The organism is Naumannella huperziae (genome assembly GCF_054073625.1).
In genome coordinates, this window is record NZ_JBSXPH010000001.1 from 2,634,658 (window position 1) to 2,660,873 (window position 26,216).

Annotated in this window: 19 protein-coding genes and 3 rRNA genes; 1 reads left to right on the top strand and 21 read right to left on the bottom strand. The window is 69.1% G+C overall.

Annotation, left to right across the window (positions count from 1 at the left end; genetic code table 11):
• Positions 1 to 6: 6 nt before the first annotated feature.
• The 16 genes from ACXDC7_RS12500 to argC form a co-directional block, all read right to left on the bottom strand.
• Entirely contained in the window at positions 7 to 822 is an 816-nt protein-coding gene (locus ACXDC7_RS12500) for a hypothetical protein (protein ID WP_459222341.1), read from the bottom strand.
• Complete coding sequence (locus tag ACXDC7_RS12505; RefSeq protein ID WP_459222342.1) at positions 819 to 1,589, bottom strand: TlyA family RNA methyltransferase; 771 nt, start codon at positions 1,587 to 1,589, stop codon at positions 819 to 821. The genes ACXDC7_RS12500 and ACXDC7_RS12505 overlap by 4 nt, the downstream gene beginning before the upstream one ends.
• Positions 1,590 to 1,611: 22 nt before the next feature.
• The gene (locus ACXDC7_RS12510; RefSeq protein WP_459222343.1) at positions 1,612 to 1,854 is read right to left on the bottom strand and encodes a hypothetical protein; all 243 of its coding nucleotides are present in this window, start codon (positions 1,852 to 1,854) and stop codon (positions 1,612 to 1,614) included.
• Between the two features lie 52 nt (positions 1,855 to 1,906).
• Positions 1,907 to 2,935, bottom strand: a complete 1,029-nt coding sequence (locus ACXDC7_RS12515) for an HAD-IIA family hydrolase (RefSeq protein ID WP_459222344.1) — start codon at positions 2,933 to 2,935, stop codon at positions 1,907 to 1,909.
• Positions 2,932 to 3,639, bottom strand: a complete 708-nt coding sequence (locus tag ACXDC7_RS12520; protein WP_459222345.1) for a hypothetical protein — start codon at positions 3,637 to 3,639, stop codon at positions 2,932 to 2,934. Before ACXDC7_RS12520 ends, ACXDC7_RS12515 begins: the two co-directional genes overlap by 4 nt.
• Positions 3,640 to 5,114: 1,475 nt before the next feature.
• A 5S ribosomal RNA gene (rrf, locus tag ACXDC7_RS12525) occupies positions 5,115 to 5,231 on the bottom strand.
• 73 nt (positions 5,232 to 5,304) lie between these two features.
• A 23S ribosomal RNA gene (locus ACXDC7_RS12530) occupies positions 5,305 to 8,409 on the bottom strand.
• A gap of 324 nt (positions 8,410 to 8,733) precedes the next feature.
• Positions 8,734 to 10,251: ribosomal RNA gene (locus ACXDC7_RS12535) — 16S ribosomal RNA — on the bottom strand.
• The 16S, 23S and 5S rRNA genes sit together here, the layout of an rRNA operon.
• Positions 10,252 to 10,932: 681 nt before the next feature.
• The gene (gene tyrS / locus ACXDC7_RS12540; protein WP_459222346.1) at positions 10,933 to 12,210 is read right to left on the bottom strand and encodes a tyrosine--tRNA ligase; all 1,278 of its coding nucleotides are present in this window, start codon (positions 12,208 to 12,210) and stop codon (positions 10,933 to 10,935) included.
• Positions 12,211 to 12,215: 5 nt separating this feature from the next.
• Positions 12,216 to 13,706 carry an argininosuccinate lyase gene (argH, locus tag ACXDC7_RS12545; protein WP_459222347.1) on the bottom strand — a complete coding sequence of 497 codons (1,491 nt, stop codon included), beginning with the start codon at positions 13,704 to 13,706 and terminating at the stop codon, positions 12,216 to 12,218.
• A gap of 89 nt (positions 13,707 to 13,795) precedes the next feature.
• The gene (locus tag ACXDC7_RS12550) at positions 13,796 to 14,323 is read right to left on the bottom strand and encodes an arginine repressor (RefSeq protein WP_179446076.1); all 528 of its coding nucleotides are present in this window, start codon (positions 14,321 to 14,323) and stop codon (positions 13,796 to 13,798) included.
• Positions 14,320 to 15,255 (bottom strand): ornithine carbamoyltransferase, encoded by a 936-nt coding sequence (gene argF, locus ACXDC7_RS12555; protein WP_459222348.1) that lies wholly within the window; start codon positions 15,253 to 15,255, stop codon positions 14,320 to 14,322. The genes ACXDC7_RS12550 and argF overlap by 4 nt, the downstream gene beginning before the upstream one ends.
• The gene (locus ACXDC7_RS12560; RefSeq protein WP_459222349.1) at positions 15,252 to 16,457 is read right to left on the bottom strand and encodes an acetylornithine transaminase; all 1,206 of its coding nucleotides are present in this window, start codon (positions 16,455 to 16,457) and stop codon (positions 15,252 to 15,254) included. The genes argF and ACXDC7_RS12560 overlap by 4 nt, the downstream gene beginning before the upstream one ends.
• Positions 16,454 to 17,410: an acetylglutamate kinase gene (gene argB / locus ACXDC7_RS12565; RefSeq protein WP_459222350.1), complete on the bottom strand. Its 957-nt coding sequence runs from the start codon at positions 17,408 to 17,410 to the stop codon at positions 16,454 to 16,456. The genes ACXDC7_RS12560 and argB overlap by 4 nt, the downstream gene beginning before the upstream one ends.
• On the bottom strand, positions 17,407 to 18,558 hold the full coding sequence (argJ, locus tag ACXDC7_RS12570; RefSeq protein WP_459222351.1) for a bifunctional glutamate N-acetyltransferase/amino-acid acetyltransferase ArgJ: 1,152 nt from the start codon (positions 18,556 to 18,558) through the stop codon (positions 17,407 to 17,409). The genes argB and argJ overlap by 4 nt, the downstream gene beginning before the upstream one ends.
• Positions 18,555 to 19,586, bottom strand: a complete 1,032-nt coding sequence (gene argC / locus ACXDC7_RS12575) for an N-acetyl-gamma-glutamyl-phosphate reductase (protein ID WP_179446071.1) — start codon at positions 19,584 to 19,586, stop codon at positions 18,555 to 18,557. Before argC ends, argJ begins: the two co-directional genes overlap by 4 nt.
• 53 nt (positions 19,587 to 19,639) lie before the next feature.
• Here argC and ACXDC7_RS12580 point away from each other — a divergent pair, with 53 nt between their 5' ends.
• Positions 19,640 to 20,533, top strand: a complete 894-nt coding sequence (locus ACXDC7_RS12580) for an amidohydrolase family protein (protein ID WP_459222352.1) — start codon at positions 19,640 to 19,642, stop codon at positions 20,531 to 20,533.
• Positions 20,534 to 20,540: 7 nt separating this feature from the next.
• On the opposite strand, the gene ACXDC7_RS12585 is transcribed toward ACXDC7_RS12580, so the two are convergent.
• The 5 genes from ACXDC7_RS12585 to ACXDC7_RS12605 form a co-directional block, all read right to left on the bottom strand.
• A complete protein-coding gene (locus ACXDC7_RS12585; RefSeq protein ID WP_179446069.1) occupies positions 20,541 to 20,957 on the bottom strand; it encodes a PPOX class F420-dependent oxidoreductase in 417 nt (138 codons plus the stop codon).
• Positions 20,958 to 21,107: 150 nt separating this feature from the next.
• The gene (pheT, locus tag ACXDC7_RS12590) at positions 21,108 to 23,615 is read right to left on the bottom strand and encodes a phenylalanine--tRNA ligase subunit beta (protein ID WP_459222353.1); all 2,508 of its coding nucleotides are present in this window, start codon (positions 23,613 to 23,615) and stop codon (positions 21,108 to 21,110) included.
• The gene (pheS, locus tag ACXDC7_RS12595) at positions 23,612 to 24,718 is read right to left on the bottom strand and encodes a phenylalanine--tRNA ligase subunit alpha (RefSeq protein ID WP_179446067.1); all 1,107 of its coding nucleotides are present in this window, start codon (positions 24,716 to 24,718) and stop codon (positions 23,612 to 23,614) included. The genes pheT and pheS overlap by 4 nt, the downstream gene beginning before the upstream one ends.
• Positions 24,719 to 24,810: 92 nt before the next feature.
• Positions 24,811 to 25,152 carry an ArsR/SmtB family transcription factor gene (locus ACXDC7_RS12600; RefSeq protein WP_179446066.1) on the bottom strand — a complete coding sequence of 114 codons (342 nt, stop codon included), beginning with the start codon at positions 25,150 to 25,152 and terminating at the stop codon, positions 24,811 to 24,813.
• A 48-nt stretch (positions 25,153 to 25,200) separates the two neighbouring features.
• Entirely contained in the window at positions 25,201 to 26,208 is a 1,008-nt protein-coding gene (locus tag ACXDC7_RS12605) for a zinc-binding alcohol dehydrogenase family protein (RefSeq protein ID WP_246292658.1), read from the bottom strand.
• Between the last annotated feature and the right edge of the window lie 8 nt (positions 26,209 to 26,216).

The following is a 26,216-nucleotide window of genomic DNA, read 5'->3' on the forward strand; positions in this document are numbered from 1 at the left end:
CTCAGCTTAGGGGTCCGGTTTGCCCGGGGCCGGTTCCGGCCGCGGCGCCGGGATCATCCGTGCCGCCATCCAGGCGGTGGCGAAGGTCGCGACCCGGGCGTACCGGTCGGTCGGGTCGTCGGCGACCGCCCGGAGCACGACGGCGAGCAGGTCGGGGCCGATGCGCGTGCGTCCGGTGCGGCCGAGCAGGACCTGAGCGGTACGCCCGAGCGCGAACACCGTGGCCGGCTGGTCGATCGCCGCGCCCCGCCGGAACTCCTCCGGCGCCATGAATCGGGGATCCCCGGGAGCCCGCTCGGAGTCCAGCCGGTACGGCCCGCGATAGCTCTCGAGCCCGACCAGATGCGGCTCCAGGGCATCGAAGTCCCATCGGACGCGGCCGCTGTGGAAGGCCACGGCGATCAGTCCGTGCCGGGCCAGCGCGACATGTGCCCCGATCACCTTGTCCAGGCAGCCGAGAACGGTCTCGGTGTCCTGGGCCACGAACAGCTCCAGCGCCGAGTCCCCGGGGCGCGCGGGATCGACCTCGAGCGGCCGGCCCGGGAGCCAGGGCCGGATCAGGGCAAGGCCGCCGCCGGCGAGTTCGATGCGGTCGCTGATCGGGGCCAGCAGCGGAATGCGGGCGCGCACCGCCAGGGCCGCCGCGGCGTCGAGCGGGCCGCGGCGCTCCCGTGGTGCGGCGGTGACGGCGTGGCGCTGCCCGGCGCGGTCGCGGATCGCATAGTCGACGGTGCCGGGCGCGCTGCCGGGCGTCGCGGCGACGACGTCGCCGAGCGCGGCGACCTCGGCGGGCGGCGGGGGCGGACCGGCCTGCGGTGTCATGGCGTACCTCCCGGTTCGGCTCCGCGCTCACCCGGGTGTCGGGGGCCGAGCAGGTGCACGAAGTACTCGCGGTTGCCGTGGGTGCCGGGCAGTTCGCTGGGCACGGTCGCCGCGTGCCGCCAGCCCAACCCGACGCCGGTCGCGACGACGCCGTCGACGGCCCGTCGGTGGGAGTCGGGGTCGGTGACGACGCCGTGCTTGTCCAGCGCCGCGCGGCCCAGCTCGAACTGCGGCTTGACCAGCAGCAGGGCCCAACCGGCCGGGTCGACGACCCGCAGGATCGGCGCCAGCACCTTGGTCAGCGAGATGAACGAGACATCGGCGACCGCTTGATCGACCGGGGCCCCGAGGTCTGCGACGGTGAGGTCGCGCAGGTGCAGCCCCTCCAGGTTGTGCACCCGGTGGTCGCCGCGGACCGGTTCGGCCAACTGGCCGTGGCCGACGTCGACGGCGTACACCTCGGTGCAGCCGCGGCGCAGCAGCACCTGGCTGAAGCCACCGGTGGACGCCCCGGCATCCAGTGCCCGCCCGCCGACGGTCAGGTCGAGGGCGTCCAGCGCGCCGGTCAGTTTCAGTGCCGCGCGCGAGACCCAGCGCTCGCCGTGGCCGGCAAGTTCGGCCGCTGCGGTGACGATGGCCGCCGGCTTGTTGATCACGCGACCATCGACCGTGATCGCGCCGGACCGGATCAGCGCCGCGGCCTCCGAACGCGACCGGGCCAGCCCGGCCGCGGCCACGGCGATGTCGAGTCGCTCGCCCTCGGTCACCGCGGCGCCCGTCGCCGGCCGTTCACTGCGGGCGGCGGCCTTCGATGATGCCGTGCAGCGCCTCGTGCGCACTCGCGAGTCGTTCCCGAGCGATGCCCGGTTCGGCGCTGTCGATGTCGGCGAGCGCGGCGAGGACGGCGTCCACCTCGGCGTGTCCCGTGCTCGGGTGGCCGGTGCTCGGTGGGTCAGGCCGCGCGGGCTCCGGGGTGGCGTCGGTGCCGGGATCGGAGCCGGCAGGCGAGTGCTCGGGGTGGTCGGCGGCCATCGGTCCTCCTCGGTCGGACGGGCTCGGGTCGGTGGGCGGGCAAGCTGGTCGTTCAGGGCAGTCGGTCGAGTGCCGCCAGTGCGGCATCGGTCCGCGCCGCGGGTACGCCGGCCGAGTCCCGATTCCAGCACAGATTGGCCAGCGCCCACAGCAGGTCGAGCTGCTCGTCCACCGTCGTCGTGGGGCCATCGAGTATGCACACGCCCTGGTCGACGCTCGCCACGGCGGCATTCACCGCGACCTGGTCGGTGTCACCGTCGGCGGTCCGGGCCGGCCCGACCAGCCCGCCGAGTTGGGCGATCACCTGCGCCGGGCGCTGGGTGGGTACCGCGGCCACCAGGTCGGCCTTGCCGTGGGCCCCGGTCAGTACCAGGATCCCCGGCAGCCCGGCCGCGCGGGCGCCGGCGATGTCGGTGTCGAGGCGATCGCCGACGAAGACGGCGCTGTTCGCCCCGACCCGTTCGACGGCCTCGAGGACCAGCGCGGGTTCGGGCTTCCCGGCGACCAGCGGCGCCCGGCCCGGGGCCGTCACGGCAACGGCCGCGAGGCCGGCGCCGGCGCCGGGTGCGAGGCCGCGTTCGGTCGGTCGGGTGGGATCGGCATTGCTCGCCACCCACAGCGCACCGCTCTGGACGGCATAGGCCGCCTCGGTCAACTGCTCCCAGACCACGCGCGGGCCGTAACCCTGGACGACCGCGGCCGGGTCGTCCGCCGCGGAGCCGACCACCCGCAGGCCCGCGCGGCCGACCTCGTCGACGAGATGGTCCGCCCCGACCACCAACACCTTGGCCCCGGGCGGTACGCGACGCGCCAGCAGGTGGGCCGCAGCCTGGGCCGCGGTGACCACCTCTCCCGCCGTGGCGGGTACGCCGAGCTCGGTCAGATGCGCCGCGACCTCCTCGGGCGGACGCGCGGCGTTGTTGGTGACGAAGGCGATGCCGAGGCCGCGCCGCCGCAGCTCCGCGAGCGCCCGGTCCGCGCCCGGGACCCGCTCGGGCCCCCGATAGACGACACCGTCGAGATCGCAGAGCACCGCATCATGGCCGGCGATCACGCTGCCGGCGGGGACGTCCGGGGTCACCGGCCCTGGCCTCGCGATTCGGGGTCGGTCTGGCCCGGCTCGGGTTGACCGGTCTCGTCGGGCCGCGCCGGTCCGGCCGGTTCGTCGGCCTCGGGTTCCGGACCATCGTCGAGCTCGAGGCCGAGCGGGTCGAGGCGCTCCTCGGCGTCGGTGGCATCGCCGCCGGTCTCGGCGGCCCGCGCGAACCAGGCGCGCGCCTGCGCGGGGTTGTCCTCCTGGGCGAAGAGGTCGGCGACCGCGTACGCCAACCGGGCACGTGCCATCGCGGGCGCCCGGGCCTCGCGGTCCCAGGTGGTACGCAACAACCGGCGCGCCTCGGCGCGCTGACCCAAGTCGGCCCGCGCCCCGGCCTCGACGATCCGAAGCTCGATCCGGGTGGCCGGGTCCAGCGGCCTGCCGGCCCCGTCGCGAGCGACGTCCAGCGCGTCCTCGGGCTTGCCGAGGGCACGCAGACAGTCCGCGATCACGGGCAGGTACTCCTCCGAGCCGGTCATCCGGCGCAGGGTGCGGAAGTCCTGCAGCGCCGCGGAGTAGTCCCCGGCGGCATAGGCCGTCTCCGCCGCCGCCTCCCGCACGACCGGCAGCCGGGCCGCGTGCCGTCGCGCGACCTCGGTGTGCCGCCGCGCTTCATCGGGATCGGTGTCGACGAGTTGGCCGGCCATCAGCAGGTGCCCGGCAACCCGCTCCGCAAGCTCCGGGGGCAACCCACGCAGCTCGGCCCGGACCGCGCGCGGAAGCAGCCCGAGGTCGAGGTTGTCCGGCAGGGTGGGATCTCGATCGGTACGCTCGCGCGCCGGACGAGCACGGTCGTCGCGCCGATCCCGATCGCCACCGCGCCGCCGGCCGTCGCCGCCGCGCCCGCCCCGCGAGCGCTCATCGTTGATGCCAGCGCGGCGCGCGCTGCCGGGCCGTTCACTGCGGGCGGCGTACCGCGGCGAGCGCTCCCCGGATCCCGCGCGAGAACTCGCGCGGCCGCCAGACCTTTGACCCGCCCCGCGGGACTCGCCGGCCGGGCCTCGGCGGGTACGCCCGTCGGCCCGGGATCCACCCGACGCCGCGCCGTTGTTGTTCGAACCCGAGCGATCGTCGGACAGGTCGTCGCGACGCCGCCGCTCATCCCCTCGCCCGGCACCCTCGCGCCGAAAACCGCCACCCGTCGACCTGCCGCGGGCCGGCCCTCCCCGGCCGCCACTGCCCGAGCCGAAACCTCTGCCCTCGCCTCGGCCGGAGCCTGCGCCGCGGGAACCGGCCGGACGCTGAGCGGCGCCCCGGCCGCCGGATCGACCCGTTCCCTGGCCTCGGGAACCGCCCGCACCATTCCCGGAGTCGTCAGAACCTGCTCGTCGAGAGCCGCCCGTGCCATCGCGCTTCGACCAACGCCCGGCGGGGCCACTCCCACGACCGCGTGGGCCGCCTCCCCTGCCGCGGCTGCCCGCACCCCCACTCGGCGGCCCGTCCCGTCTGCTGCGACGCGGCCGATCGCCCCGGGGCTCGCTCTCATCGCCACCGGCGCTCGAAGAATCCATCACCTACCCATCGTTGTGCATGCGAAGCCGGCCCGCAAACCAACCCCGGCCTGACCGCCCCACCCGGGCCAGGCCGACAGCCGCGAACCCAACCGACAGCCGCGAACCCACCCGGCAGGCGCGAACCCAGCCGGCAGGCGCGGACTCAGCGAGCAGGCGCGACCCCAGCCAGCAGACGCGAACCCAGCCGGCACATGCGGGCCCGGTCGGGAGCCGCGAGCCCAATCGGCAGACGCGGCACGAGTAACACTCGCGGCTGCCGGTTCTGCTCGCGGCTGCGGTTCACGCCACATCACGCGGGCGCACCCGGCAGACGCGGACTCAGTCGGCACATGCGGGCCCGGTCGGGAGCCGCGAGCCCAATCGGCAGACGCGGCACGAGTAACACTCGCGGCTGCCGGTTCTGCTCGCGGCTGCGGTTCACGCCACATCACGCGGGCGCACCCGGCAGACGCGGACTCAGTCGGCACATGCGGGCCCGGTCGGGAGCCGCGAGCCCAATCGGCAGACGCGGCACGAGTAACACTCGCGGCTGCCGGCTCAGCTCGCGCCTGGCACTTCGCGCGAGGCCCTCGAGGCTACGCGGCACCAAAACGCCCAGAAATAGAACAACCCCCGGTGTCGCACGAATGCGGCCCGGGGGTTGTTGTAATGTCCGGCGACGTCCTAGTCTCCCACACGGTCCCCCGTGCAGTACCATCGGCGCTGAGAGGCTTAACTTCCGGGTTCGGAATGGAACCGGGTGTTTCCCTCTCGCCATGATCACCGAAACTCTATTGAGATGTGATCGGATGTTCCCGACCGTATCTCGGGAACCCCACAGTGGACGCGTAGCATCTTTGTAATGACAAGCCTTCGGTCTATTAGTATCGGTCAGCTCCATGCATTACTGCACTTCCACATCCGACCTATCAACCCGGTGGTCTTCCGGGGACCTTAACTCACAAGGAGTGGGAGCCCTCATCTTGAAGCGTGCTTCCCGCTTAGATGCTTTCAGCGGTTATCACTTCCCAACGTAGCCAACCAGCCGTGCTCTTGGCAGAACAACTGGCACACCAGAGGTTAGTCCGTCCCGGTCCTCTCGTACTAAGGACAGCTCTTCTCAAGACTCCTACGCGCGCAGCGGATAGGGACCGAACTGTCTCACGACGTTCTGAACCCAGCTCGCGTGCCGCTTTAATGGGCGAACAGCCCAACCCTTGGGACCGACTCCAGCCCCAGGATGCGACGAGCCGACATCGAGGTGCCAAACCATGCCGTCGCTATGGACGCTCGGGCAAGATCAGCCTGTTATCCCCGGGGTACCTTTTATCCGTTGAGTGACGGCGCTTCCACATGCCACCGTCAGATCACTAGTCCCGACTTTCGTCCCTGCTTGAGATGTCTCTCTCACAGTCAAGCTCCCTTGTGCACTTACACTCAACACCTGATTGCCAACCAGGCTGAGGGAACCTTTGGGCGCCTCCGTTACCTTTTGGGAGGCGACCGCCCCAGTCAAACTACCCATCAGGCACTGTCCCTGATCCGGATAACGGATCTAGGTTAGATAACCAGAACAACCAGAGTGGTATTTCAACATTGACTCCACGACCACTGGCGTGGCCGCTTCAAAGTCTCCCACCTATCCTACACAAGTTGCACCGATCACCAATACCAAACTGTAGTAAAGGTCCCGGGGTCTTTCCGTCCTGCTGCGCGTAACGAGCATCTTTACTCGTAGTGCAATTTCACCGAGTTCATGGTCGAGACAGCGCCCAAGTCGTTACTCCATTCGTGCAGGTCGGAACTTACCCGACAAGGAATTTCGCTACCTTAGGATGGTTATAGTTACCACCGCCGTTTACTGGGGCTTAAGTTCAGCGCTTCGCCGAAACTAACGCTTCCCCTTAACCTTCCAGCACCGGGCAGGAGTCAGTCCGTATACATCGTCTTACGACTTGGCACGGACCTGTGTTTTTGGTAAACAGTCGCTTGGGCCTGGTCTCTGCGGCCATCAACGCTTCAGGGGCGAACCCTTACACGTATCCGGCCCCCCTTCTTCCGAAGTTACGGGGGTATTTTGCCGAGTTCCTTAACCATGATTATCTCGATCGCCTTGGTATTCTCTACCTATCCACCTGTGTCGGTTTGGGGTACGGGCGGCCGGTGAACTCGCTCACGAAGCTTTTCTAGGCAGCTTAGGATCACCCACCCGACGGCACGTATGCCGCCGAGCCATCCTGTCTCGGGCACATGAGGCGCGGATTTGCCTACGCCTCGCCCTACGCACTTGGCCCGGGTCAACCATCGCCCGGGTTGGGCTACCTTCCTGCGTCACTCCGCAGCTTGCCTAATACAAGTTTGGGTCGCAGAGTCAGTCGTCATCCGTCCGAAGACATCCGACGGCCTTCCGTGCTTAGCATTACCTGCCTCGGCAGGGTCGTTCACAAGCCGGCTACGGGAATATCAACCCGTTGTCCATCGACTACGCCTGTCGGCCTCGCCTTAGGTCCCGGCTCACCCAGGGCAGATTAGCTTGACCCTGGAACCCTTGGATATTCGGCGGACGGGTTTCTCACCCGTCATTCGCTACTCATGCCTGCATTCTCACTCGTGTGCTCTCCACGGCTGGGTCACCCCGCCGCTTCTTCGCGCACACGACGCTCCCCTACCCATTCACGCGCCTGGGTACAAGTACCGGGCTAGTACGTGAATGCCACAGCTTCGGCGGATTGCTTGAGCCCCGCTAAATTGTCGGCGCGGAATCACTTGACCAGTGAGCTATTACGCACTCTTTCAAGGGTGGCTGCCTCCAAGCCAACCTCCTGGTTGTCTGCGCAACTCCACATCCTTTTCCACTTAGCAATCGCTTAGGGGCCTTAGCTGGTGATCTGGGCTGTTTCCCTCTCGACTATGAAGCTTATCCCCCACAGTCTCACTGCCGCACTTTGACTTGCCGGCATTCGGAGTTTGGTTAATTTCGGTAAGCTTGTGGGCCCCCTAGACTATCCAGTGCTCTACCTCCGGCAAGAAACATGCGACGCTGCACCTATATGCATTTCGGGGAGAACCAGCTATCACGGAGTTTGATTGGCCTTTCACCCCTATCCACAGCTCATCCCCTCCATTTTCAACTGAAGTGGGTTCGGGCCTCCACGACGTCTTACCGTCGCTTCACCCTGGCCATGGATAGATCACTCCGCTTCGGGTCTAGGGCATGCGACTCAGTCGCCCTGTTCGGACTTGCTTTCGCTACGGCTTCCCCACACGGGTTAACCTCGCCACATACCACTAACTCGCAGGCTCATTCTTCAAAAGGCACGCCGTCACCCCGTAGGGCTCCGACGGTTTGTAGGCGATCGGTTTCAGGTACTATTTCACTCCCCTCCCGGGGTACTTTTCACCTTTCCCTCACGGTACTGGTCCGCTATCGGTCACCAAGGAGTATTTAGGCTTAGCGGGTGGTCCCGCCAGATTCACACGGTATTTCAGGGGTACCGTGTTACTTGGGGTGACGTCCGAGAGTGATCACATTACGACTACAGGGGTATTACCTTCTGTGCCGAACCTTCCCAGAGTTCTTCGTCTTCTGAGATCATTTATGACTCCCTGACCAGTCGACAGCCTGGTCTGGACGGCCCCTCAACACCGCAACTGCAACGCCTGTCAGCTATCACACAGATGCGGTTTGGCCTCTTCCGCGTTCGCTCGCCACTACTTACGGAATCACTGTTGTTTTCTCTTCCTGTGGGTACTGAGATGTTTCACTTTCCCACGTTCCCTCCCACTGCCCTATGTGTTCAGGCAGGGGTCGCCGGACATGACTCCGGTTTCCTTCGAGGTTTCCCTATTCGGAGATCCCCGGATCGAAGCTTGTTTACCAGCTCCCCGGGGCTTATCGCAGGTTACAACGTCCTTCATCGGCTCTTGGTGCCTAGGCATCCACCGATCGCCCTTAGTAGCTTGTTGTTACTACAAAGATGCTCGCGTCCACTGTGAAGTTCTCAAGATACGGGCGGTACCAGGTGTTCGACCGTTGCCGGCCTCCCATACCTGGTCCGCGAAGAGTGGTTGCTGACGCGACCGACCCTTCAGGACCCAACAGCGTGCCCGGGCCGAGCTCCGCTCCGCGAGGTTCCACTCCCGTGCCACGAGGGCCCGGGTTGTACTGACGCGATGCTTCGACTCGGCTTAATGGTCAATGTTCCACATTCCGTAGCCTGCCTCGCCGAGAACGAACGTCTCGGTACGAAGCGCTTGGACGACACATCGTGTCGCCAATGGGCTCCTTAGAAAGGAGGTGATCCAGCCGCACCTTCCGGTACGGCTACCTTGTTACGACTTAGTCCTAATCACCAGTCCCACCTTCGACGGCTCCCTCCACAAGGGTTGGGCCACCGGCTTCGGGTGTTACCGACTTTCATGACTTGACGGGCGGTGTGTACAAGGCCCGGGAACGTATTCACCGCAGCGTTGCTGATCTGCGATTACTAGCGACTCCGACTTCATGGGGTCGAGTTGCAGACCCCAATCCGAACTGAGACTGGCTTTTTGGGATTCGCTAAACCTTGCGGTCTCGCAGCCCTTTGTACCAGCCATTGTAGCATGTGTGAAGCCCTGGACATAAGGGGCATGATGACTTGACCTCATCCCCACCTTCCTCCGAGTTGACCCCGGCAGTCTCCTATGAGTCCCCGGCATTATCCGCTGGCAACATAGGACGAGGGTTGCGCTCGTTGCGGGACTTAACCCAACATCTCACGACACGAGCTGACGACAGCCATGCACCACCTGTATACCGACCTTGCGGGGCACCTGTCTCCAGATGTTTCCGGTATATGTCAAACCCAGGTAAGGTTCTTCGCGTTGCATCGAATTAATCCACATGCTCCGCCGCTTGTGCGGGCCCCCGTCAATTCCTTTGAGTTTTAGCCTTGCGGCCGTACTCCCCAGGCGGGGCACTTAATGCGTTAGCTACGGCACGGAACTCGTGGAATGAGTCCCACACCTAGTGCCCACCGTTTACGGCGTGGACTACCAGGGTATCTAAGCCTGTTTGCTCCCCACGCTTTCGCTTCTCAGCGTCAGGAAAGGTCCAGAGAACCGCCTTCGCCACCGGTGTTCTTCCTGATATCTGCGCATTCCACCGCTCCACCAGGAGTTCCGTTCTCCCCTACCTTCCTCTAGTCTGCCCGTATCGGAAGCAGGCTCAGGGTTAAGCCCTGAGTTTTCACTTCCGACGCGACAGACCGCCTACAAGCTCTTTACGCCCAATAATTCCGGACAACGCTCGCACCCTACGTATTACCGCGGCTGCTGGCACGTAGTTGGCCGGTGCTTCTTCTGCTCCTACCGTCACGTTAGCTTCGTCGGAGCTGAAAGCGGTTTACAACCCGAAGGCCGTCATCCCGCACGCGGCGTTGCTGCGTCAGGCTTTCGCCCATTGCGCAATATTCCCCACTGCTGCCTCCCGTAGGAGTCTGGGCCGTATCTCAGTCCCAGTGTGGCCGGTCGCCCTCTCAGGCCGGCTACCCGTCGAAGCCTTGGTGAGCCGTTACCTCACCAACAAGCTGATAGGCCGCGAGCCCATCCTTGACCGCCGGAGCTTTCCACCCACTCAGATGCCTGTGTGGGTCGTATCCGGTATTAGACGACTTTTCAATCGCTTATCCCAGTGTCAAGGGCAGGTTGCTCACGTGTTACTCACCCGTTCGCCACTCGTGTACCCCCGAAGGGGCCTTACCGTTCGACTTGCATGTGTTAAGCACGCCGCCAGCGTTCGTCCTGAGCCAGGATCAAACTCTCCGTTGAAATTTGGCCCACATCACGCGAGGTGATGCGGAAGTCAACTTCGAGATGCCTGACCGGGTCCAAGGAAACAGGACCCATATCATTCATCAAAGGAACTCATCGTCGTCACTCTCCGGCAAGCCGGATCGTCACGACTGACGAGGTAAATGCATTGCTTGGCATTGACTTTTAAGCACGCTGTTGAGTTCTCAAGTTTCGCTCGCGCTCCGCGCTTCGATCTTTCGATCTCCGCTTGGGGCAACTCGACTTACTTTATTGGGGCTGCTCGGCGGAGTCAAATCCGCTCTGCGGCCCCGGTCCGACCGTCGTTCGAACCCCGGGTGCTCGTGGATCCTGTCCAGGACGCGCACGTATCCCGTTGTCTTCTCGCGGTTGGTACCTTCTGGCTGTGCTCCTCAGGAGCTTTCTGCCTCAGAAGGCTTGGCCTACTCTACCGGCCTCGTCGAGCTCTGTCAACTCGGCCGATCCGGACTCTCACCGGGAGGCGCACCACTGCGGCGGGCCTCAGCGGGTCCAGACTGGACGCACGCCTTACCCCTCGCTCATTGGGTGGTGCCCACGCCGTCGCGCCGAGCGCGACCGCCTCATTGGGCTTCGCCTACTGTACGGGTTGAGCCGACCCTTGTCAACTCTCGCCGCCATGGTCCCGGTTGCCCGGTTCCGTCGAGGCGGATGGCGAGATTACGCGTCCGCCACGCGCTGGGCAAATCGGAGGCCGCCGACCGTCTTGCGGCCGCGGCGGAGGACGGCGTACCGCCCATGGAGGAGGTCGTCGGGGCCGAGCCGACGGTCGGCATCGGCCACCCGCTCGTTGTTCAGGTACGCCCCACCCTCGGCAACCATCCGCCGGGCCTGCGACTTGCTGCCGACCACCCCGGCGAGTTCAAAGGCGTCGGCGACGGTCGGCAGCTCGGGCCGCTCCACGACCGGTGCACCGATCTCGGTCAGCACGCTGTCCAGGGTCGCGGCGGACAGGGCACCCAGTTCCCCGCGTCCGAACAGGGCCTGCGCGGCAGCGTTGGCAGCCTCGGTTTCCTGCGCCGAGTGAACCAGCGTCGTCACATCGTCTGCCAGGGCATGTTGGGCCCGGCGCTCGTGCGGCCGCTCGGCGGTATCGACCTCCAACTGACCGATCTCGTCGGCATCCCGGTCGGAGAACACCTTCAGGTACTCGATCACCTTGGCGTCCTCGGCATTGAGGAAGAACTGGTGGAAGGCGTACGGACTGGTCAGATTCGGGTCTAGCCAGACCGTGCCGGATTCGGTCTTGCCGAACTTCGTGCCGTCGGCCTTGGTCAGCAACGGGCTCGCCATCGCGTGCACCCGCTCGCCGGTCACCCGCCGGACCAGCTCGGCGCCGGCCGTGATGTTGCCCCACTGGTCACTGCCGCCGAACTGCAGGGTGCATCCGTAGCGGCGGAAGAGCTCGAGGTAGTCCAACGACTGCAACAACACGTAGGAGAACTCGGTGTAGGAGATGCCGTCCTCGAGCCGGTTGCGCACGACGTCACGGGCCAGCATCCGGTTCACCGGGAAGTGTTTGCCGACATCGCGCAAGAAGTCCAGCACCGACAGGCCCGCGGTCCAGTCCAGGTTGTTCACCAACCGCGCAGGGTTGTCGCCCCCGAGATCGATCAGCGAGGAGACCTGCCCCTGGATGCGTGCCACCCACTCGGCCACCACCTCGGGCGCGTTGAGAGTGCGCTCGCCGGAGTCCTTCGGATCCCCGATCAGTCCCGTCGACCCGCCGACCAGCAGCAGCGGCCGGTGTCCCGTCGCCTGCAGGCGACGGGCAATTGTCAACTGCACCAGATTGCCCATGTGAAGGCTCGGCGCGGTCGGATCGAACCCGACATAGAAGGTGAGCGGGTCGCCGGCCAGCGCCGCGGACAGCGCCTCCGGCTCGGTGGAGTTGGCGATCAGGCCGCGCCAGGACAGTTCGTCGTACACAGTGCTCACGGCCGTCATCCTGCCCGACCGGCGTCGCCCGACGGCAATCCGGTTTCGGCGCGCAGCCGGGCGGCCAGTTCCGCCACCTCGGCCAGTTGCTCAGCCACCCGGGCCGGGGCGGTGCCGCCGCGCCCGCTGCGGGCGGCGATCGCGCCGGACACCGTGAGCATTTCCAGCACCTCCGCGTCGAGTTCTGGTGAGATCTCGGCGAGATCGGTGGCGGTCAGGTCGGTCAGCTCGATCCCCCGGGCCTCGCACAGGCGTACCGCCTCGCCGGCGATCTCGTGGGCGCGCGCGAACGGCACCCGGCGCCGCACCAGCCAGTCGGCCAGATCGGTGGCCAGCGAGAACCCCTGCGGAGCGAGGGCGGCCAACCGGTCGCGGTGGAAGGTCAGCGTGCCCAGCAGGCCGGCGACCGCCGGCAGCAGGATGCGCAACTGGTCGATGCCGTCGAAGATCGGCTCCTTGTCCTCCTGCAGATCGCGGTTGTACGCCAACGGCAGGCCCTTGAGCGTGGCGAGCAGGCCGGTCAGATTGCCGATCAGCCGGCCCGCCTTGCCGCGGGCGAGCTCGGCGACATCCGGGTTCTTCTTCTGCGGCATGATGCTCGACCCGGTGGACCAGGCATCGTCCAGCGTGACGAAGCCGAACTCGTGCGTGCTCCACAAGATCACTTCCTCGCTGATCCGCGACAGGTCGACCCCGATCTGGGCGAGCACGTAGGCCGCCTCCGCGGTGAGGTCGCGGGCCGCGGTGCCGTCGATCGAATTGGGGACCGAACCGGCGAAGCCGAGGTCGGCGGCGACGGCCTCCGGGTCCAGCCCGAGCGAGGTACCGGCCAGGGCGGCCGAGCCGTACGGGCTCTCGTCCAGCCGCCCGCGCAGATCCGCGATCCGTTGCAGATCGCGCAGCAGCGGCCACGCATGGGCCAGCAGGTGGTGGGAGACGAGCACGGGTTGGGCGTGCTGCAGATGGGTACGCCCCGGCATCGGTACGCCGAGCAGGTCCTGCGCCTGGGCGGTCAGGGCGGCGATCACCGCGAGTACACCATCGGCGATCACCGTGAGTTCCTCGCGCAGATAGAGCCGGATCAGCGTCGCGATCTGATCGTTGCGGGACCGCCCGGCCCGCAGTCGGCCGCCGAGCTCGGCGCCGACGATCTCGATCAGCCCTCGCTCCAGCGCTCCGTGCACATCCTCATCGGTGGGCGCGGGCCCGAACTCCCCGGAGGCGACCCGGGCATCGAGCTCGTCGATCCCGCGCAGCAGGCCCGCCAGCTCGTCGGCGGTGAGCAGCCCGGCCGCGTGCAGCGCGCGGGCGTGCGCGCGCGACCCGGCCAAGTCGTGGCGGGCGAGTCGCCAGTCGAACTGCGTCGACCTGCTCAGCTCGAACATGGCCTCCGCGGGGCCGCCGGCGAACCGACCACCCCACAGCCGCCCCTGTCCGGCCGCGCCGGCATCGGGCGCGCGGCTCGGCTCCGGCGTCGCGGTGGCGTCGGCTGGCATGCAAATCTCCTCGGGTCCCGCGAGCACTGCTGCCCGCGTCGGTCGGTGGCTCGGTACGGGCGACGCTAGCGGCCCGCGCCGGGCAGTGATCAGTCCCCGTCACCCGCAGGGCGACGGCCGTCGGCCGGACGCAGGGCCACGAAGCGCTCCACCAGCGCGGCCGCACCCACCGGGTCCCGGCTGATCACCAGGATCGTGTCGTCACCGGCGATGGTGCCGAGGATCTCCGGCCAGGCGGCGTGATCGATCGCGGAGGCGAAGTACTGCGCGGCCCCCGGCGGGGTACGCAACACGGCGAGATTGGCCGAGGCGTCCGCGGAGACCAGGACCTCCTCACAGACCCGCGCCAGCTTCTTGTCGAACGCATCGGACTCTCCCGCCACGACCGAGCGGTCGCCGCCCTCGCCCGGCACCGCGTAGATCAACTGCCCCTCGGCGGCGCGGATCCGGGTTGCGCCGACCTCCAGCAGATCCTTCGACAGCGTGCCCTGGCTCACCTCGATGCCGTGTTGGCCGAGCAGTTCGGCCAGCTCGGCCTGGGAGCGGATGAGCCGCGAGCCGACGAGCGTGACGATCAGGCTCTGCCGGGCGGCCTTCGTGGTGATCGGTACGCTCATCGCTCCCCCGCCGATTCGTCGAGCATGATCATGATCGCCTTCTGCGCCGGACGGCGGTTGGCCGCCTCGTCCCAGACCAGCGACCTCGGCCCATCCAGCACCTCGGCGGCGATCTCCTTGCCGCGGTAGGCCGGCAGGCAGTGCAGCGCGACGGCGTCGGGCGCCTGGGCCATCAGCTCCGGGGTGACGGCGTACGGCGAGAACACCCGCGCGCGCTCCTCCGCGCCGTCCTGGCCCATCGACAGCCAGGTGTCGGTGACGACCGCGTCGGCGCCGTGCGCGCCCGGCTCGTCGGTCACCGACACCGCCCCGCCGGTCTCGGCGGCGATCGCCTGCGCCCGAACCAGGATGTCCGGATCGGGGTGGTAGCCCTCCGGTGCCGCGATCGCCAACCGCATCCCCGCCAGCGCGCACGCCAGCGCGTAGGAGTGGGCCATGTTGTTGCCGCCGTCGCCCAGATAGGTCATCCGCATCCCGCGCAGCGACGCCGCGCTGCCGTCGCCCCGGTGCTGGGCCAGGGTGAGCAGGTCGGCGAGCACCTGGCACGGGTGGTGGGCGTCGGTGAGCGCGTTGATCACCGGTACGCCGGCATGGGTCGCGAGCTCCTCGATCCGCTCGTGCGCGCCGGTGCGCCAGACGATCTGGGCGACCTGACGGCCGAGCACCCGGGCCGAGTCCGGGATCGACTCCCGGGTGCCGATGCCGGCGAGGTTGCCGTCCACCATCACGGCATTGCCGCCGAGGTCGGCAATCCCGACCTGGAACGAGAGCTGCGTGCGCAGGGTCGGCTTGTCGGAGATGATCGCCACCGAGCGCGGGCCGTCGAACGGGCGGTACGCGTAGGGGTCGGCGGCGAGCTCCGCGGCCAGATCCAGCGCGCGCGCCTGCTCGGCCGCGCTCAGGTCGTCGTTGGCGAGGAAGTGCCTGGTCATGCGGCCGCCTCGTGCGCGTCGAGCAGGCCCGGCAGGGCGGCGACGAACCCGTCCAGCTCCGCGTCGGAGATGATCAACGGCGGCGCGAGGCGCAGCACGTCCGGCCGCGGCGCGTTGATCACGAAGCCCGCATCGAGGGCGGCATCGCTGACCGCGGCCGCGATCGGGGCGTTCAGCACGATGCCGCGCAGCAGGCCGCGCCCGCGTACCTGCGCGATCAGCGGGTGCCCCAGCGCGGCCAGCGCGTCGGCCAACCGATCGCCGGCGGCCCGGGAACGCTCCAACAGGCCGTCGCGCTCGATCACGCCGAGGACCGCCAGCCCCGCCACGGCGGCCACCGGATTGCCGCCGAAGGTGCTGCCGTGCGATCCGGGCTGCAGCAGTCCCGCGGCGGGGCCGAGCGCCAGGCACGCGCCGACCGGGAACCCGTTGCCGAGCCCCTTGGCGATCGTGATCAGGTCCGGCGTGACCGACTCCGCGGAATGAGCGAACCACTCACCGGCCCGCCCGATGCCGGTCTGCACCTCGTCCAGCCAGAGCAGCGAGCCGTGTCGCGCGGTGATCTCGCGCGCGGCGGCCAGATAGCCCGCGGGCGGGACCACGATGCCGTTCTCGCCCTGGATCGGCTCCAGCACCACCGCGGCGACGGTGTCGTCGACGGCTGCGGCAAGCGCGTCGGCGTCGCCGTAGGGCACGAAGGTCACGTCGCCCGGCAACGGCGCGAACGGCTCGCGGTACTTCGGATTGTGGGTCAGCGCCAGCGCGCCCATGGTGCGTCCGTGGAAGGAACCCTCGGCGGCGACGATCCGGCTCCGGCCGGTCATCCGGGTGATCTTGAACGCCGCCTCGTTGGCCTCGCTGCCCGAGTTGGTGAAGAAGACCCGGGCGTCCTCGCCCGCGAGTTCGGTGAGCCGCTGGGCGAGGGCGACCTGGGCCGGGGTGGCGAAGAGGTTGGAGACGTGACCCAGCGTGCTCAACTGGCCCGTGATCGCCGCCAGCACCGTCGGGTGGGCATGGCCGAGCGCGTTCACCGCGAGCCCGGACAGCAGGTCGGTGTAGCGGCGGCCGTCGGCATCCCAGACCTGACAACCCTCGCCGCGCACGAAGACGCGCTTCGGCGTACCGAACGCGTTGATCATCGCGTCGGCGTAGCCGCGCAGCACCGTGGCGCTGCCCACGTGAGGCGGAACGAGGTCGGTCACGGTGCTCCTCCGTTGTAGTACTCGTGTTGCGGGATGCCGGTCTCGGCGGAGAACACCCGGCTGCCAAGCCGGATCATCCCGTCGCGGGTGATCATGGTCCCGATGCCGGCATTGGTGAAGATCTCCAGCAGCAGCGCGTGCGCGACCCGGCCGTCGCTGATCGTCGCCCGGCTGAGGCCGCCCTCGACCGCGCGCAGACACGCCTCCATCTTCGGCAACATGCCCGATTCGAGACTGGGCAAGAGTTCGCGCAGCCTGGAGGCCGGCATCTCCTTGACGATGTCGGCCGAGTTGGGCCAGTCGGCGTACAACCCCTCGACGTCGGTGAGGATGACCAGCCGCTCCGCCCCGAGCGCGACCGCCAATGCCGCGGCCGCACTGTCGGCATTGATGTTGTGCACCATGCCCTCGGCGTCGGGGGCGATGCTCGCCACCACCGGGATCCGGCCCGCCGCCAGCAGGCCGCCGATCGCCTCGGTGCGTACCCCGGTGACGTCGCCGACCAGTCCGAGATCGACCTCCTGCCCGTCGACGCTGGCGGTACGCCGGGTCGCGGTGAACAGCCCGCCGTCCTCCCCCGACATTCCGACCGCCAGGGTGGACTGGGAGTTGATCAACCCGACCAGGTCCCGGCCGACCTGACCGACCAGCACCATCCGGACGACGTCCATCACCTCGGGGGTGGTCACCCGCAGGCCGCCGCGGAACTCGCTCGAGATGCCGAGCCGCTGCAGCATCGCCGAGATCTGCGGCCCGCCGCCGTGCACGATGACCGGGAACAGCCCGCAGCGGCGCATGAAGACCACGTCCTGGGCGAACGCGCGTTTCAGATCCTCGTTGATCATGGCATTGCCGCCGTACTTGATCACGATGGTCTTGCCGGCATAGGTCTCCAGCCACGGCAGCGCCTCGGTCAGGATGGCGGCCTTCTCGACCAGGGTCAGCTCGTTCATGTCGAGTACTCCGCATTCTCCTTGACGTAGTCGTAGGTGAGATCGTTGGTCAGCACGGTGGCCGTGCTCGACCCGGCCCGCAGATCCACCCCGACCTCGACCGAACGGCCGGACAGGTCGACCAGCGCACGGTCCTCGCCGATCGCGCCGCCACGGCAGACGGTGATCTTGTTGAAGGACACGTCGACGTCCTCGGGCGAGAAGGCGACATCGGTGGTGCCGAGTGCCGACAACACCCTTCCCCAGTTCGGGTCGTTGCCGAAGACCGCACACTTGAAGAGGTTGGACCGGGCAACCGCGCGGGCGGCGGTGACGGCCTCGTCCTCGCTCGCGGCATTCACGACCGTGATCGCGATCTCGTGGGACGCGCCCTCGGCGTCGGCGATCAACTGCCGCGCGAGGTCGGCGCAGACCTCGGTCAACGCGGTGGCGAACACACCGGGGTCGGGGACGATGCCCGACGCTCCGTTGGCCAGCGCGATGACGGTGTCGTTGGTCGACATGCAGCCGTCGGAATCGGCCCGGTCGAAGGTCACCCGACAGGCGGTCTGCAGCGCGGCGGCCAGCGCATCGGGCGGGACCGATGCGTCGGTGGTGAGCACGACCAGCATGGTGGCCAGGCCGGGCGCGAGCATCCCCGCGCCCTTGGCCATCCCGCCGATCGACCAGCCGTCCCGGCCGGCGCGAGCCTGCTTCGGCACGGTGTCGGTCGTCATGATCGCCTCCGCCGCAGCGGGCCCGCCGTCGGCGGAGAGCGCGCGGGCCGCGCTCGCGATGCCGGGTTCGACCAGGCGAAGATCGATCAACTGGCCGATCAGGCCGGTGGAACACACGGCGACCGCGTCGGCGGGCAGGCCGAGCGCGGCACCGGTCGCGGCGGCCATCGCCCGGGCGTCGTCCAGTCCCTGCTCGCCGGTGCAGGCGTTGGCGCCCCCGGAGTTCAGCACCACGGCGCGCAGGTGCCCGTCGGCCGCGTGCGCGCGGGAGACGGTGACGGGGGCGGCCGGGAACCGGTTGCCGGTGAAGACGGCGGCGGCGCTGTCCTCCGGTCCGGTGTTGTGCACCACGGCGAGATCGGGGCGCCCGCTCGGTTTGAGGCCCGCGGTCGCCCCGGCGGCGGTGAACCCGACCGGGTCGGTGACGCTCATGGTGCGACCCCGATCGTGCTCAGGCCGGTACGCTCCGGCAGCCCGAGCGCCAGATTCAGGCACTGCACGGCTCCACCCGCGGTGCCCTTGGTCAGGTTGTCCAGCGCGGCGACCGCGACGATCCGGCCGGCGGCCTCGTCGAGCGCGACCTGGACGTGTACCGCGTTCGAGCCGATGACGTGCTGGGTCTGTGGCCAGGCGCCCTCGTCGAGCAGCTCGACGAACGGCTCGTCGGCGAAGGCGTCGCGCCAGGCCCGGCGTACCTCCTCGGCATCGGTGGGCCGCGCGACGGGAGCGGTGCAGGTCGCGAGGATGCCCCGGGCCATCGGCACCAGCACCGGGGTGAACGAGACGGATGGATCCTCGGCGCCCAGCGCCGTGAGGTTCTGCCGCAGCTCAGGGACGTGCCGGTGCACCCCGCCGACGCCGTAGGCCGAAGCCGAGCCCATCAGCTCCGCGCCGAGCAGGTGCGGCTTGGGCGCCCGGCCGGCGCCGGACGGACCGCTCGCGGCGACCACCACGACATCGCGCCCGTCGATCAGGCCGGAGGTCAGGCCGGGCAGCAGCGCGAGCGTCGCGGTGGTCGGATAGCAGCCGGGCACGGCGATCCGGCGAGCGCCGGCGAGTTTGTCGCGCTGGCCCGGCAACTCGGGCAGCCCGTAGGGCCAGCTTCCGGCGTGCGGGCTGCCGTAGAACTGCTGCCAGGCGGCCGGGTCGGCCAGCCGGTGATCCGCCCCGCAGTCGATCACCAGCACGTCGTCCGGCAGCTCGGCCGCCAGTGCCCCCGAGGTGCCGTGGGGCAGCGCCATGATCACCACATCGTGCCCGGCCAGGTTCTGCGCGGAGGTCTCGGCGACGGTACGCCCGGCCAGCGGCCGCAGATGGGGCTGGTGCTCGGCCAGCCGCGACCCGGCGGAGGAGCCCGCGGTCAGGGCGCCGATCTCGGCATCGGGGTGCGACAACAACAAGCGCAGCGCCTCGCCTCCGGCGTACCCCGTGCACCCGGCCACCGCCACTCGGAACGTCATGCGGATGATTATGCCATACGCGGAATAGTTATTCCACGAACTAGGATCGGGCCGTGCCCCTCACCGACGAGCAGCTTCCCCGGTTCTGCCGCGAGCTCGGCATTCCCGGCCTGGCCGACATCCACGTGCACTTCCTGCCCGAGCGGATGCTGGACAAGGTCTGGGCCTACTTCGACACGGCCGGCGAACGCCTCGGTCGCCCCTGGCCGATCCAGTATCGCCTACCCGAGCCCGACCGGCTGCGCATCGCGCGCCGACTCGGCCTGCGCGCCATCCCCTCACTCACCTATCCGCACAAGCCGGGAATGGCCCGCTGGCTCAACGAGTGGTGTGCCGATTTCGCCGCGCGGGTACCCGATGCCGTGCACTCGGCCACCCTCTACCCGGAGCCGGACGCACCGGACTATCTGGCCCGGGCACTCGCCGCCGGCGCCCGGTTGATCAAGATGCATGTGCAGGTGGGTGCCTTCGCGCCCGACGACCCGTTGCTGGATCCGTGCTGGGAACAGTTGCAGGCGACGGGCGTACCGATCGTCATCCACTGCGGTTCCGGCCCGCAGCCGGGAGCCTTCACCGGGGTTTCGCCGATCGCCCGGGTCCTTGATCGCTTTCCCGATCTGGTGCTCGTGATCGCGCACGCGGGACTGCCGGAGTACCACGCGTTCGCCGACCTGGTCGAGCGCCATCCGCGCGTACATCTCGACACCACGATGGTCGGGACCGATTTCACGCAGGCGCGTTGGCCGATGCCATCCGGGTACGCCGGGCGCCTGGCCGAGCTGGCCGAGCGCGTCGTGCTCGGCAGCGATTTCCCCAACATCCCCTACCCCTACGCCCACCAGATCGAGTCGCTGGTCCGGCTCGACCACGGCGAGGACTGGCTGCGCACCGTGCTCTGGCGCAACGGCGCGCGGTTGATGGGTTTGTCCGACCCGACGGATCGTTGACGAGACGTCACCCCCGGGGAGGTACGCCGGCCGCGCGCTCCGGACGGATCTCGATCACCACCCGGTCCTCCTCGATCATGGCTCGCCGATAGTCGGCCCAGTCGGGGTGTTCGCCGGCGATCGAGCGGTACACGTCCTCCAGCAGGCCGAGCGTGCGCGGATCGGACTGATCACGGATGGTCGCCGGGCCCTCGACCTGGACCCACGGGCCGAAGAAGGCGTCGGTCATGATCAACAGAGTCGCCGCAGGGTCACGGCGAAGGTTGCTGACCTTGGCCAGGCCGGCGCGGCTCGACACCACCAGGGCGCCGTCGATCACCCCCGCGACCACCGGCGAGAGCTGGGGTCCGCCATCGCGTCGCCGGGTGCCGAGCACGGCACGGTGGTTGGCGGCAGCGAAGTCGAGCGCGACGGAAATGTCCATGCCTCATGATGCCCCGACCCGTCCGACGGGCCGGTGGCTACCCGCCAAGACCCACCTCTCTTCGTGAGGTATCGCCGCCTGCCGACCCCGCCAGGGGGCGATAACTGACGACACGAGGGCAGGTGCCGGCCGCTCGACCGACCCGGCGGCTCAGGCGCGTTGCACGGCCCCGGTCTCCTCGGCCGCCCGGGCCACCGCGGCGTCGCGCGCCTGCGCGGCCTCGGCGTCGGTCAGCGTCCGGTCCGGTGCCCGGAACCGCAGGGCGTACGCCAACGACTTCCGGCCGTCGCCGACCTGAGGGCCGCGATAGATGTCGAACAGCCGCACCGACTCCAACAACTCGCCGGCGCCGGCGGCCAGGGCCCGCTGCACCTGCGCCGCGGTGATCTCCTCGTCCACGACGAGCGCAACATCCTCCTTCGCGACCGGGTGACCCGATACCGGCGTGACCACACCGAGCGCGGGCGCATGCGCGAGCAGCCGATCGAGATCCAGCTCGACGGCACAGGTACGCTCCGGCAGCCCGTAGGCCGCGATCACGCTCGGATGCAGCTCGCCCGCGTACCCGATCACCTCCTCGCCGATCAGCAGCGCCGCACAGCGACCCGGGTGCCAGGGCGCCTGCTCGGCGGCCCGGCGGTCCAGCCGCACCCCGACGGAGCGTGCTGCCAACTCGGCGAGCGCGACGGCGTGTTGCCACCCGACCGGCCGGGCGGGCCCGGTCCAGCCCGGCGGGTCCCACTGACCGGTCAGGACCCCGGCGAAGTGCCAGGGCTGGTCCGGCAGCGCGGCCGCCAGCGCGGACAGCTCGGCATCGGAGGGCCGGCGATCGACCGGCGGCACCGGCGCGCTCGGCCGGGCAGCGCCGGTGAAGACGGTGCCGGTCTCGAACAGGGCGAGGTCGTCATTGGAACGGCTGGTGTTGCGGGCGACCGCGCCGAACAGGCCGGGCAGCAGGCTGCTGCGCAGGTTGGGCTGGCGGTCCGACAGCGGGTTGGCCAGGGTGACGAGATCGCGGCGCGGATCGTCGTCGGGCACCCCCAGCCGGTCCAGGTCCTCGACCGAGATGAACGGGAAGCTGAGCACCTCGACGAAGCCGGCGGCGATGGCGGCACGGTTCACCGCGCGCCGCCCGCGCTGACCACGGGTCAGACCGCGCCCGACCGGGGCCGTCGGCACGACCGGCTCGATCCGGTCGACGCCCCATTTGGCCCCGACCTCCTCGACGTAGTCGAACGGATCGATCAGGTCGCCGCGCCAGGTGGGCGGGACAAGACTCAGTGAGTCGCCCAGCGCGGTCACCTCGACGCCGCTGCGCTCGAGGATGTCGATCACCTCGCCGGTGCCGATCGGAGCGCCCAACACCCGTCCGGGCAGCGTCGCGTCGATCCGCTGGGCCGGCATCGGCGCGACCTTGCCGACCACCGTCGTGCCGGTCACGGACCCGCCCCCGTGGGTGGTCAGGAGATCGGCGGCGCGGAGCGCGGCCGCATAGGCCGCGTCGGCGTCGATCCCGCGCTCGAACCGGCGCGAGGCCTCCGAGACCAGCTTGAGCCGACGCGAGGTACGCCCCACCTGGATCCGGTCGAACACGGCCGACTCGATGATCACGCGCGTGCTCGCATCGGAGATCTCGGTACTGGCCCCGCCCATCACGCCGGCGAGACCGATCGGACCGGAGTCGTCGGTGATCAACAGATCACCGGGCTGCAGCTCGCGGTCCTTGTCGTCGAGCGTGGTCAACCGCTCCCCGGCTGCGGCTTCCCGGACCACGATCGCGCCCGCCACCTTGTCGGCATCGAAGGCGTGCAGCGGCTGGCCGATCTCCAACATCACATAGTTGGTGACGTCGACGGTCAGCGAGATCGGGCGTACCCCGGAGAGCTGGAGGCGCCGGGTGATGAACTGCGGCGTCGGCCTGGTCGGGTCGATGCCGTCGACGGTGATCATCGTGTAGAGCGAGGCCTTCGGGGTCTCCAGCCGAACCGGCCAGCCGCCGGCGGTCTCGGCCGGCACCGGCTGCTCGACCGGGTCGGTGAACGTCACGTCGTTGGCCAACGCGGCCTCCCGGGCGATCCCGCGGATCGACAGGCAGTACGCCAGATCCGGCGTGACCGCAACGTCGAGCACGTCCTCGCGCAGGCGCAGGGCATCGGCCGCGTCCTGACCGGGGCGCAGCGCGACACCATGATCATCGGTGGGCGGCAGCACGAGGATGCCCTCGTGCTCGTCGCCCAGGCCGAGCTCGCGAGCCGAGCAGATCATCCCGTCCGAGATGTGCCCGTAGGTCTTGCGTGCCGAGATCGCGAAATCGCCGGGCAGCACGGCACCGGGCAGCGCCACCACGACCAGGTCGCCCGCGGCGAAGTTGTGCGCGCCGCAGACGATCCCCCGCGGGCCACCGCCGGTGACCTCGGATGTCGCGTTGTACTCCCCCACGTCGACGGCGCACCAGCGGATGATCTTGCCGTTCTTCTGCGGCTCGTCGGTGAAGGACTCCACGCGACCGATCACCACCGGCCCGGTGACATCGGCACCGGCGCGATCGATGGCCTCGACCTCCAGCCCGCCGCGGGTCAACTGCTCGCGCAGCTCCACGGGATCAAGATCATCGCGCAGGTCGGCGTACTCACGAATCCAGCCGATCGGCGCCCTCATCGTGCCTCCCCGACCAGCGAACGGCTGAATCGCACATCGCCCTCGGCCATGTCGCGCATGTCCTCCACTCCGTTGCGGAACATCAATGTGCGCTCGATGCCCATCCCGAACGCGAACCCGGTGTAACGATCGGTGTCGACACCGGCGGCCGCCAGCACCCGCGGGTTGACCACGCCGCTGCCGCCCCACTCGATCCAGCCCTCCGACCGGCAGGTCCGGCACGGTCGGTCAGGATTGCCCACCGACTCGCCGTGACAGACGAAGCACTCCAGGTCCACCTCGACGCTCGGCTCGGTGAACGGGAAGTAGTCGGGTCGCCACCGCAGCCGGATGTCACCGAACATCTCGCGGGCGAAGTGCTCCAGCGCGCCCATCAGGTGACCGAGCGTGATGCCCTCGTCGACGACCAGCCCCTCGACCTGGTGGAAGACCGGGAGGTGGGTCGCGTCGAGTTCGTCGGCGCGGTAGACCTTGCCGGGCGCGACGACGTAGACCGGCAAGGGCCGCTCCAACAGCGCGCGAAGCTGGACCGGGGAGGTATGGGTCCGCAGCACCAGACTGCGATCCCTGGGCTCGACGAAGAGCGTGTCCTGTTCGGCGCGCGCCGGGTGGTCGGGGTGCAGATTGAGCGCATCGAAGTTCATCCACTCCGACTCGACCTCCGGGCCCTCGGCGATCTCCCAGCCCATCGCGACGAAGACGTCGGCGATCTTGTCGATCAGCGCCGTGACCGGATGCGCGGCACCCTGCGGGCCGAGCTCGACCGGCAGCGTGACGTCCACCCGCTCGTCGGCCAGCCGCTGCGCCAGCTCGGTCTCGACGATCTCGGCCTCGCGGGAGGCCAGGGCCGCATTGACACGACCGCGGGCCTGGCCGATCCGGCGGCCGGCGTCCTTGCGATCGGCCGGAGGGAGGGATCCGATTTCCCGGTTGGCCAGGGCGAGCGCCGAACGGTCGCCGGTGTGGGCGATCCGGGCGGCCTTGAGCTCGGCGGTGCTGCCGGCCGCGGCGAACGCGGCCTCCGCCTCCGCGACCAGGCGCTCGACGCTCGCGGCGTCGAGCGCGGCGGGCGGCGCCGGCTCGTTGTCGTTCGGACTGGTCAAGGAGACTCCTTCGGGTGGTTCTGCGCCGGCCAGTCTAGGGAATGCGCGCCGGGGCGGCGTGCGGGTTTCGGGCGCCGGGCGCGCGTCGCCGCTCAGGGCTGGGAGCGCAGGTGACCGAGGTGGCGTACCGCCTCGTCGTAGACCGCGGAGACGTGATCGTCGAACAGCCGGTAGCGGACCCGGCGTCCCTCGCGCTCGCCGACCACGAGCCCGAGATGGCGCATCAGCCGTAGGTGATTGGACACCGATGCCTGCCCGGCGTCGATCGCCACGCACAACTCGGTCACGGTCGCCGGCCCGGATCGCAGCACCCCGAGCAGCCGGAGCCGGACCGGCGAGGCCAGCCCCTGCATCACCTCGGCCAACCGGTCGGCCTCGGCGACGCCCAGCGGGTCCGTCGCGTACCGGTCCTCGGGTGCGTCGCAGGTGGTCATGACAACCATTCTGCACACCCGGGTGCAGCCAGGGCCCCGCGCGACCGCTCAGCGCAGCAGGACGAGCTTGCCGACGGCGTCGCCGGCCTCGATGCGGGCGTGCGCCGCCCGCAGGTTCGCGGCCGTGATGCCGTCGACCGTCTCGGCCAGGGTGGTACGAAGCGTGCCGTCGTCGATCAGCCGGGCGACCCGGTCCAGGATCTCGTGCTGCCGGACCAGATCCGCGGTGGCGAACGTCGGCCGGGTGAACATCGACTCCCAGCAGACCGTGATCGATTTGGCCTTGAACGCACGGACGTCGAACTCGGCCGGGTCGTCGATCAACACCAGCGAACCCTGCGGGGCGAGCACCTGCGCGAACTCCGCCGCCCGGCCGTCGCTGTGGGACGAGAAGACAAGGTCGACCGGCCCGTCGATCTGTTCGGTGAGCGGGCGCCGATGATCGATCACGGCGTCGGCGCCCAGTTCGCGTACCCACTCGGCGGACTCCTCGCGGGACGCGGTGCCGATCACCGTCAGCCCGGTCAGTCGCCGGGCGAGCTGGATGATCATGGAGCTGACCCCGCCCGCTCCGCCCATCACCAGCAGCCGGCCGGTGGTCTGGGTCCCGACCCGGAGCCGATCGAACAGCGCCTCCCAGGCCGTGATCGCGGTCAGCGGGACCGCCGCGGCCTCGGCGTCCGAGAGCGTGGCCGGCGCGGTGCCGACGATGCGTTCGTCGACGAGTTGGTACGCGGCATTGCTACCCGGCCGGTTTCGGTCCCCGGCGTACCAGACCCGGTCGCCGACGGAGAACAACGCAACCTCGGCGCCGACCTCCCGGACGGTCCCGACCGCGTCGTAACCGAGGATCTTCGGCGGCTCCTGTCGGCCCGCCGAGCGGCGGATCTTGGTGTCCACCGGGTTCATCGCGACCGCGGCGATCTCGACGAGCAGATCGCGCGGACCCGGCCTGGGCACCGGGACCTCGATGTCGACCAGCGACCGGTCGTCGGTCGCGGGCAGCGAGTCGGTCATCGCGACCGCGGGCATCGTGGCGGGCAGTTCGGCGCTCATTCCCCGAC

Excerpts from the sequence above, each read along its gene's own strand:
- ACXDC7_RS12585 (WP_179446069.1), bottom strand. The coding sequence starts at position 20,957 with ATGGACATTTCCGTCGCGCTCGACTTCGCTGCCGCCAACCACCGTGCC.
- ACXDC7_RS12600 (WP_179446066.1), bottom strand. The coding sequence starts at position 25,152 with ATGACCACCTGCGACGCACCCGAGGACCGGTACGCGACGGACCCGCTG.
- argB (WP_459222350.1), bottom strand. The coding sequence starts at position 17,410 with ATGAACGAGCTGACCCTGGTCGAGAAGGCCGCCATCCTGACCGAGGCG.
- argJ (WP_459222351.1), bottom strand. The coding sequence starts at position 18,558 with ATGAGCGTCACCGACCCGGTCGGGTTCACCGCCGCCGGGGCGACCGCG.
- ACXDC7_RS12550 (WP_179446076.1), bottom strand. The coding sequence starts at position 14,323 with ATGAGCGTACCGATCACCACGAAGGCCGCCCGGCAGAGCCTGATCGTC.
- argF (WP_459222348.1), bottom strand. The coding sequence starts at position 15,255 with ATGACCAGGCACTTCCTCGCCAACGACGACCTGAGCGCGGCCGAGCAG.
- pheT (WP_459222353.1), bottom strand. The coding sequence starts at position 23,615 with ATGAGGGCGCCGATCGGCTGGATTCGTGAGTACGCCGACCTGCGCGAT.
- argC (WP_179446071.1), bottom strand. The coding sequence starts at position 19,586 with ATGACGTTCCGAGTGGCGGTGGCCGGGTGCACGGGGTACGCCGGAGGC.
- ACXDC7_RS12500 (WP_459222341.1), bottom strand. The coding sequence starts at position 822 with ATGACACCGCAGGCCGGTCCGCCCCCGCCGCCCGCCGAGGTCGCCGCG.
- ACXDC7_RS12605 (WP_246292658.1), bottom strand. The coding sequence starts at position 26,208 with ATGAGCGCCGAACTGCCCGCCACGATGCCCGCGGTCGCGATGACCGAC.
- ACXDC7_RS12510 (WP_459222343.1), bottom strand. The coding sequence starts at position 1,854 with ATGGCCGCCGACCACCCCGAGCACTCGCCTGCCGGCTCCGATCCCGGC.
- argH (WP_459222347.1), bottom strand. The coding sequence starts at position 13,706 with ATGCCAGCCGACGCCACCGCGACGCCGGAGCCGAGCCGCGCGCCCGAT.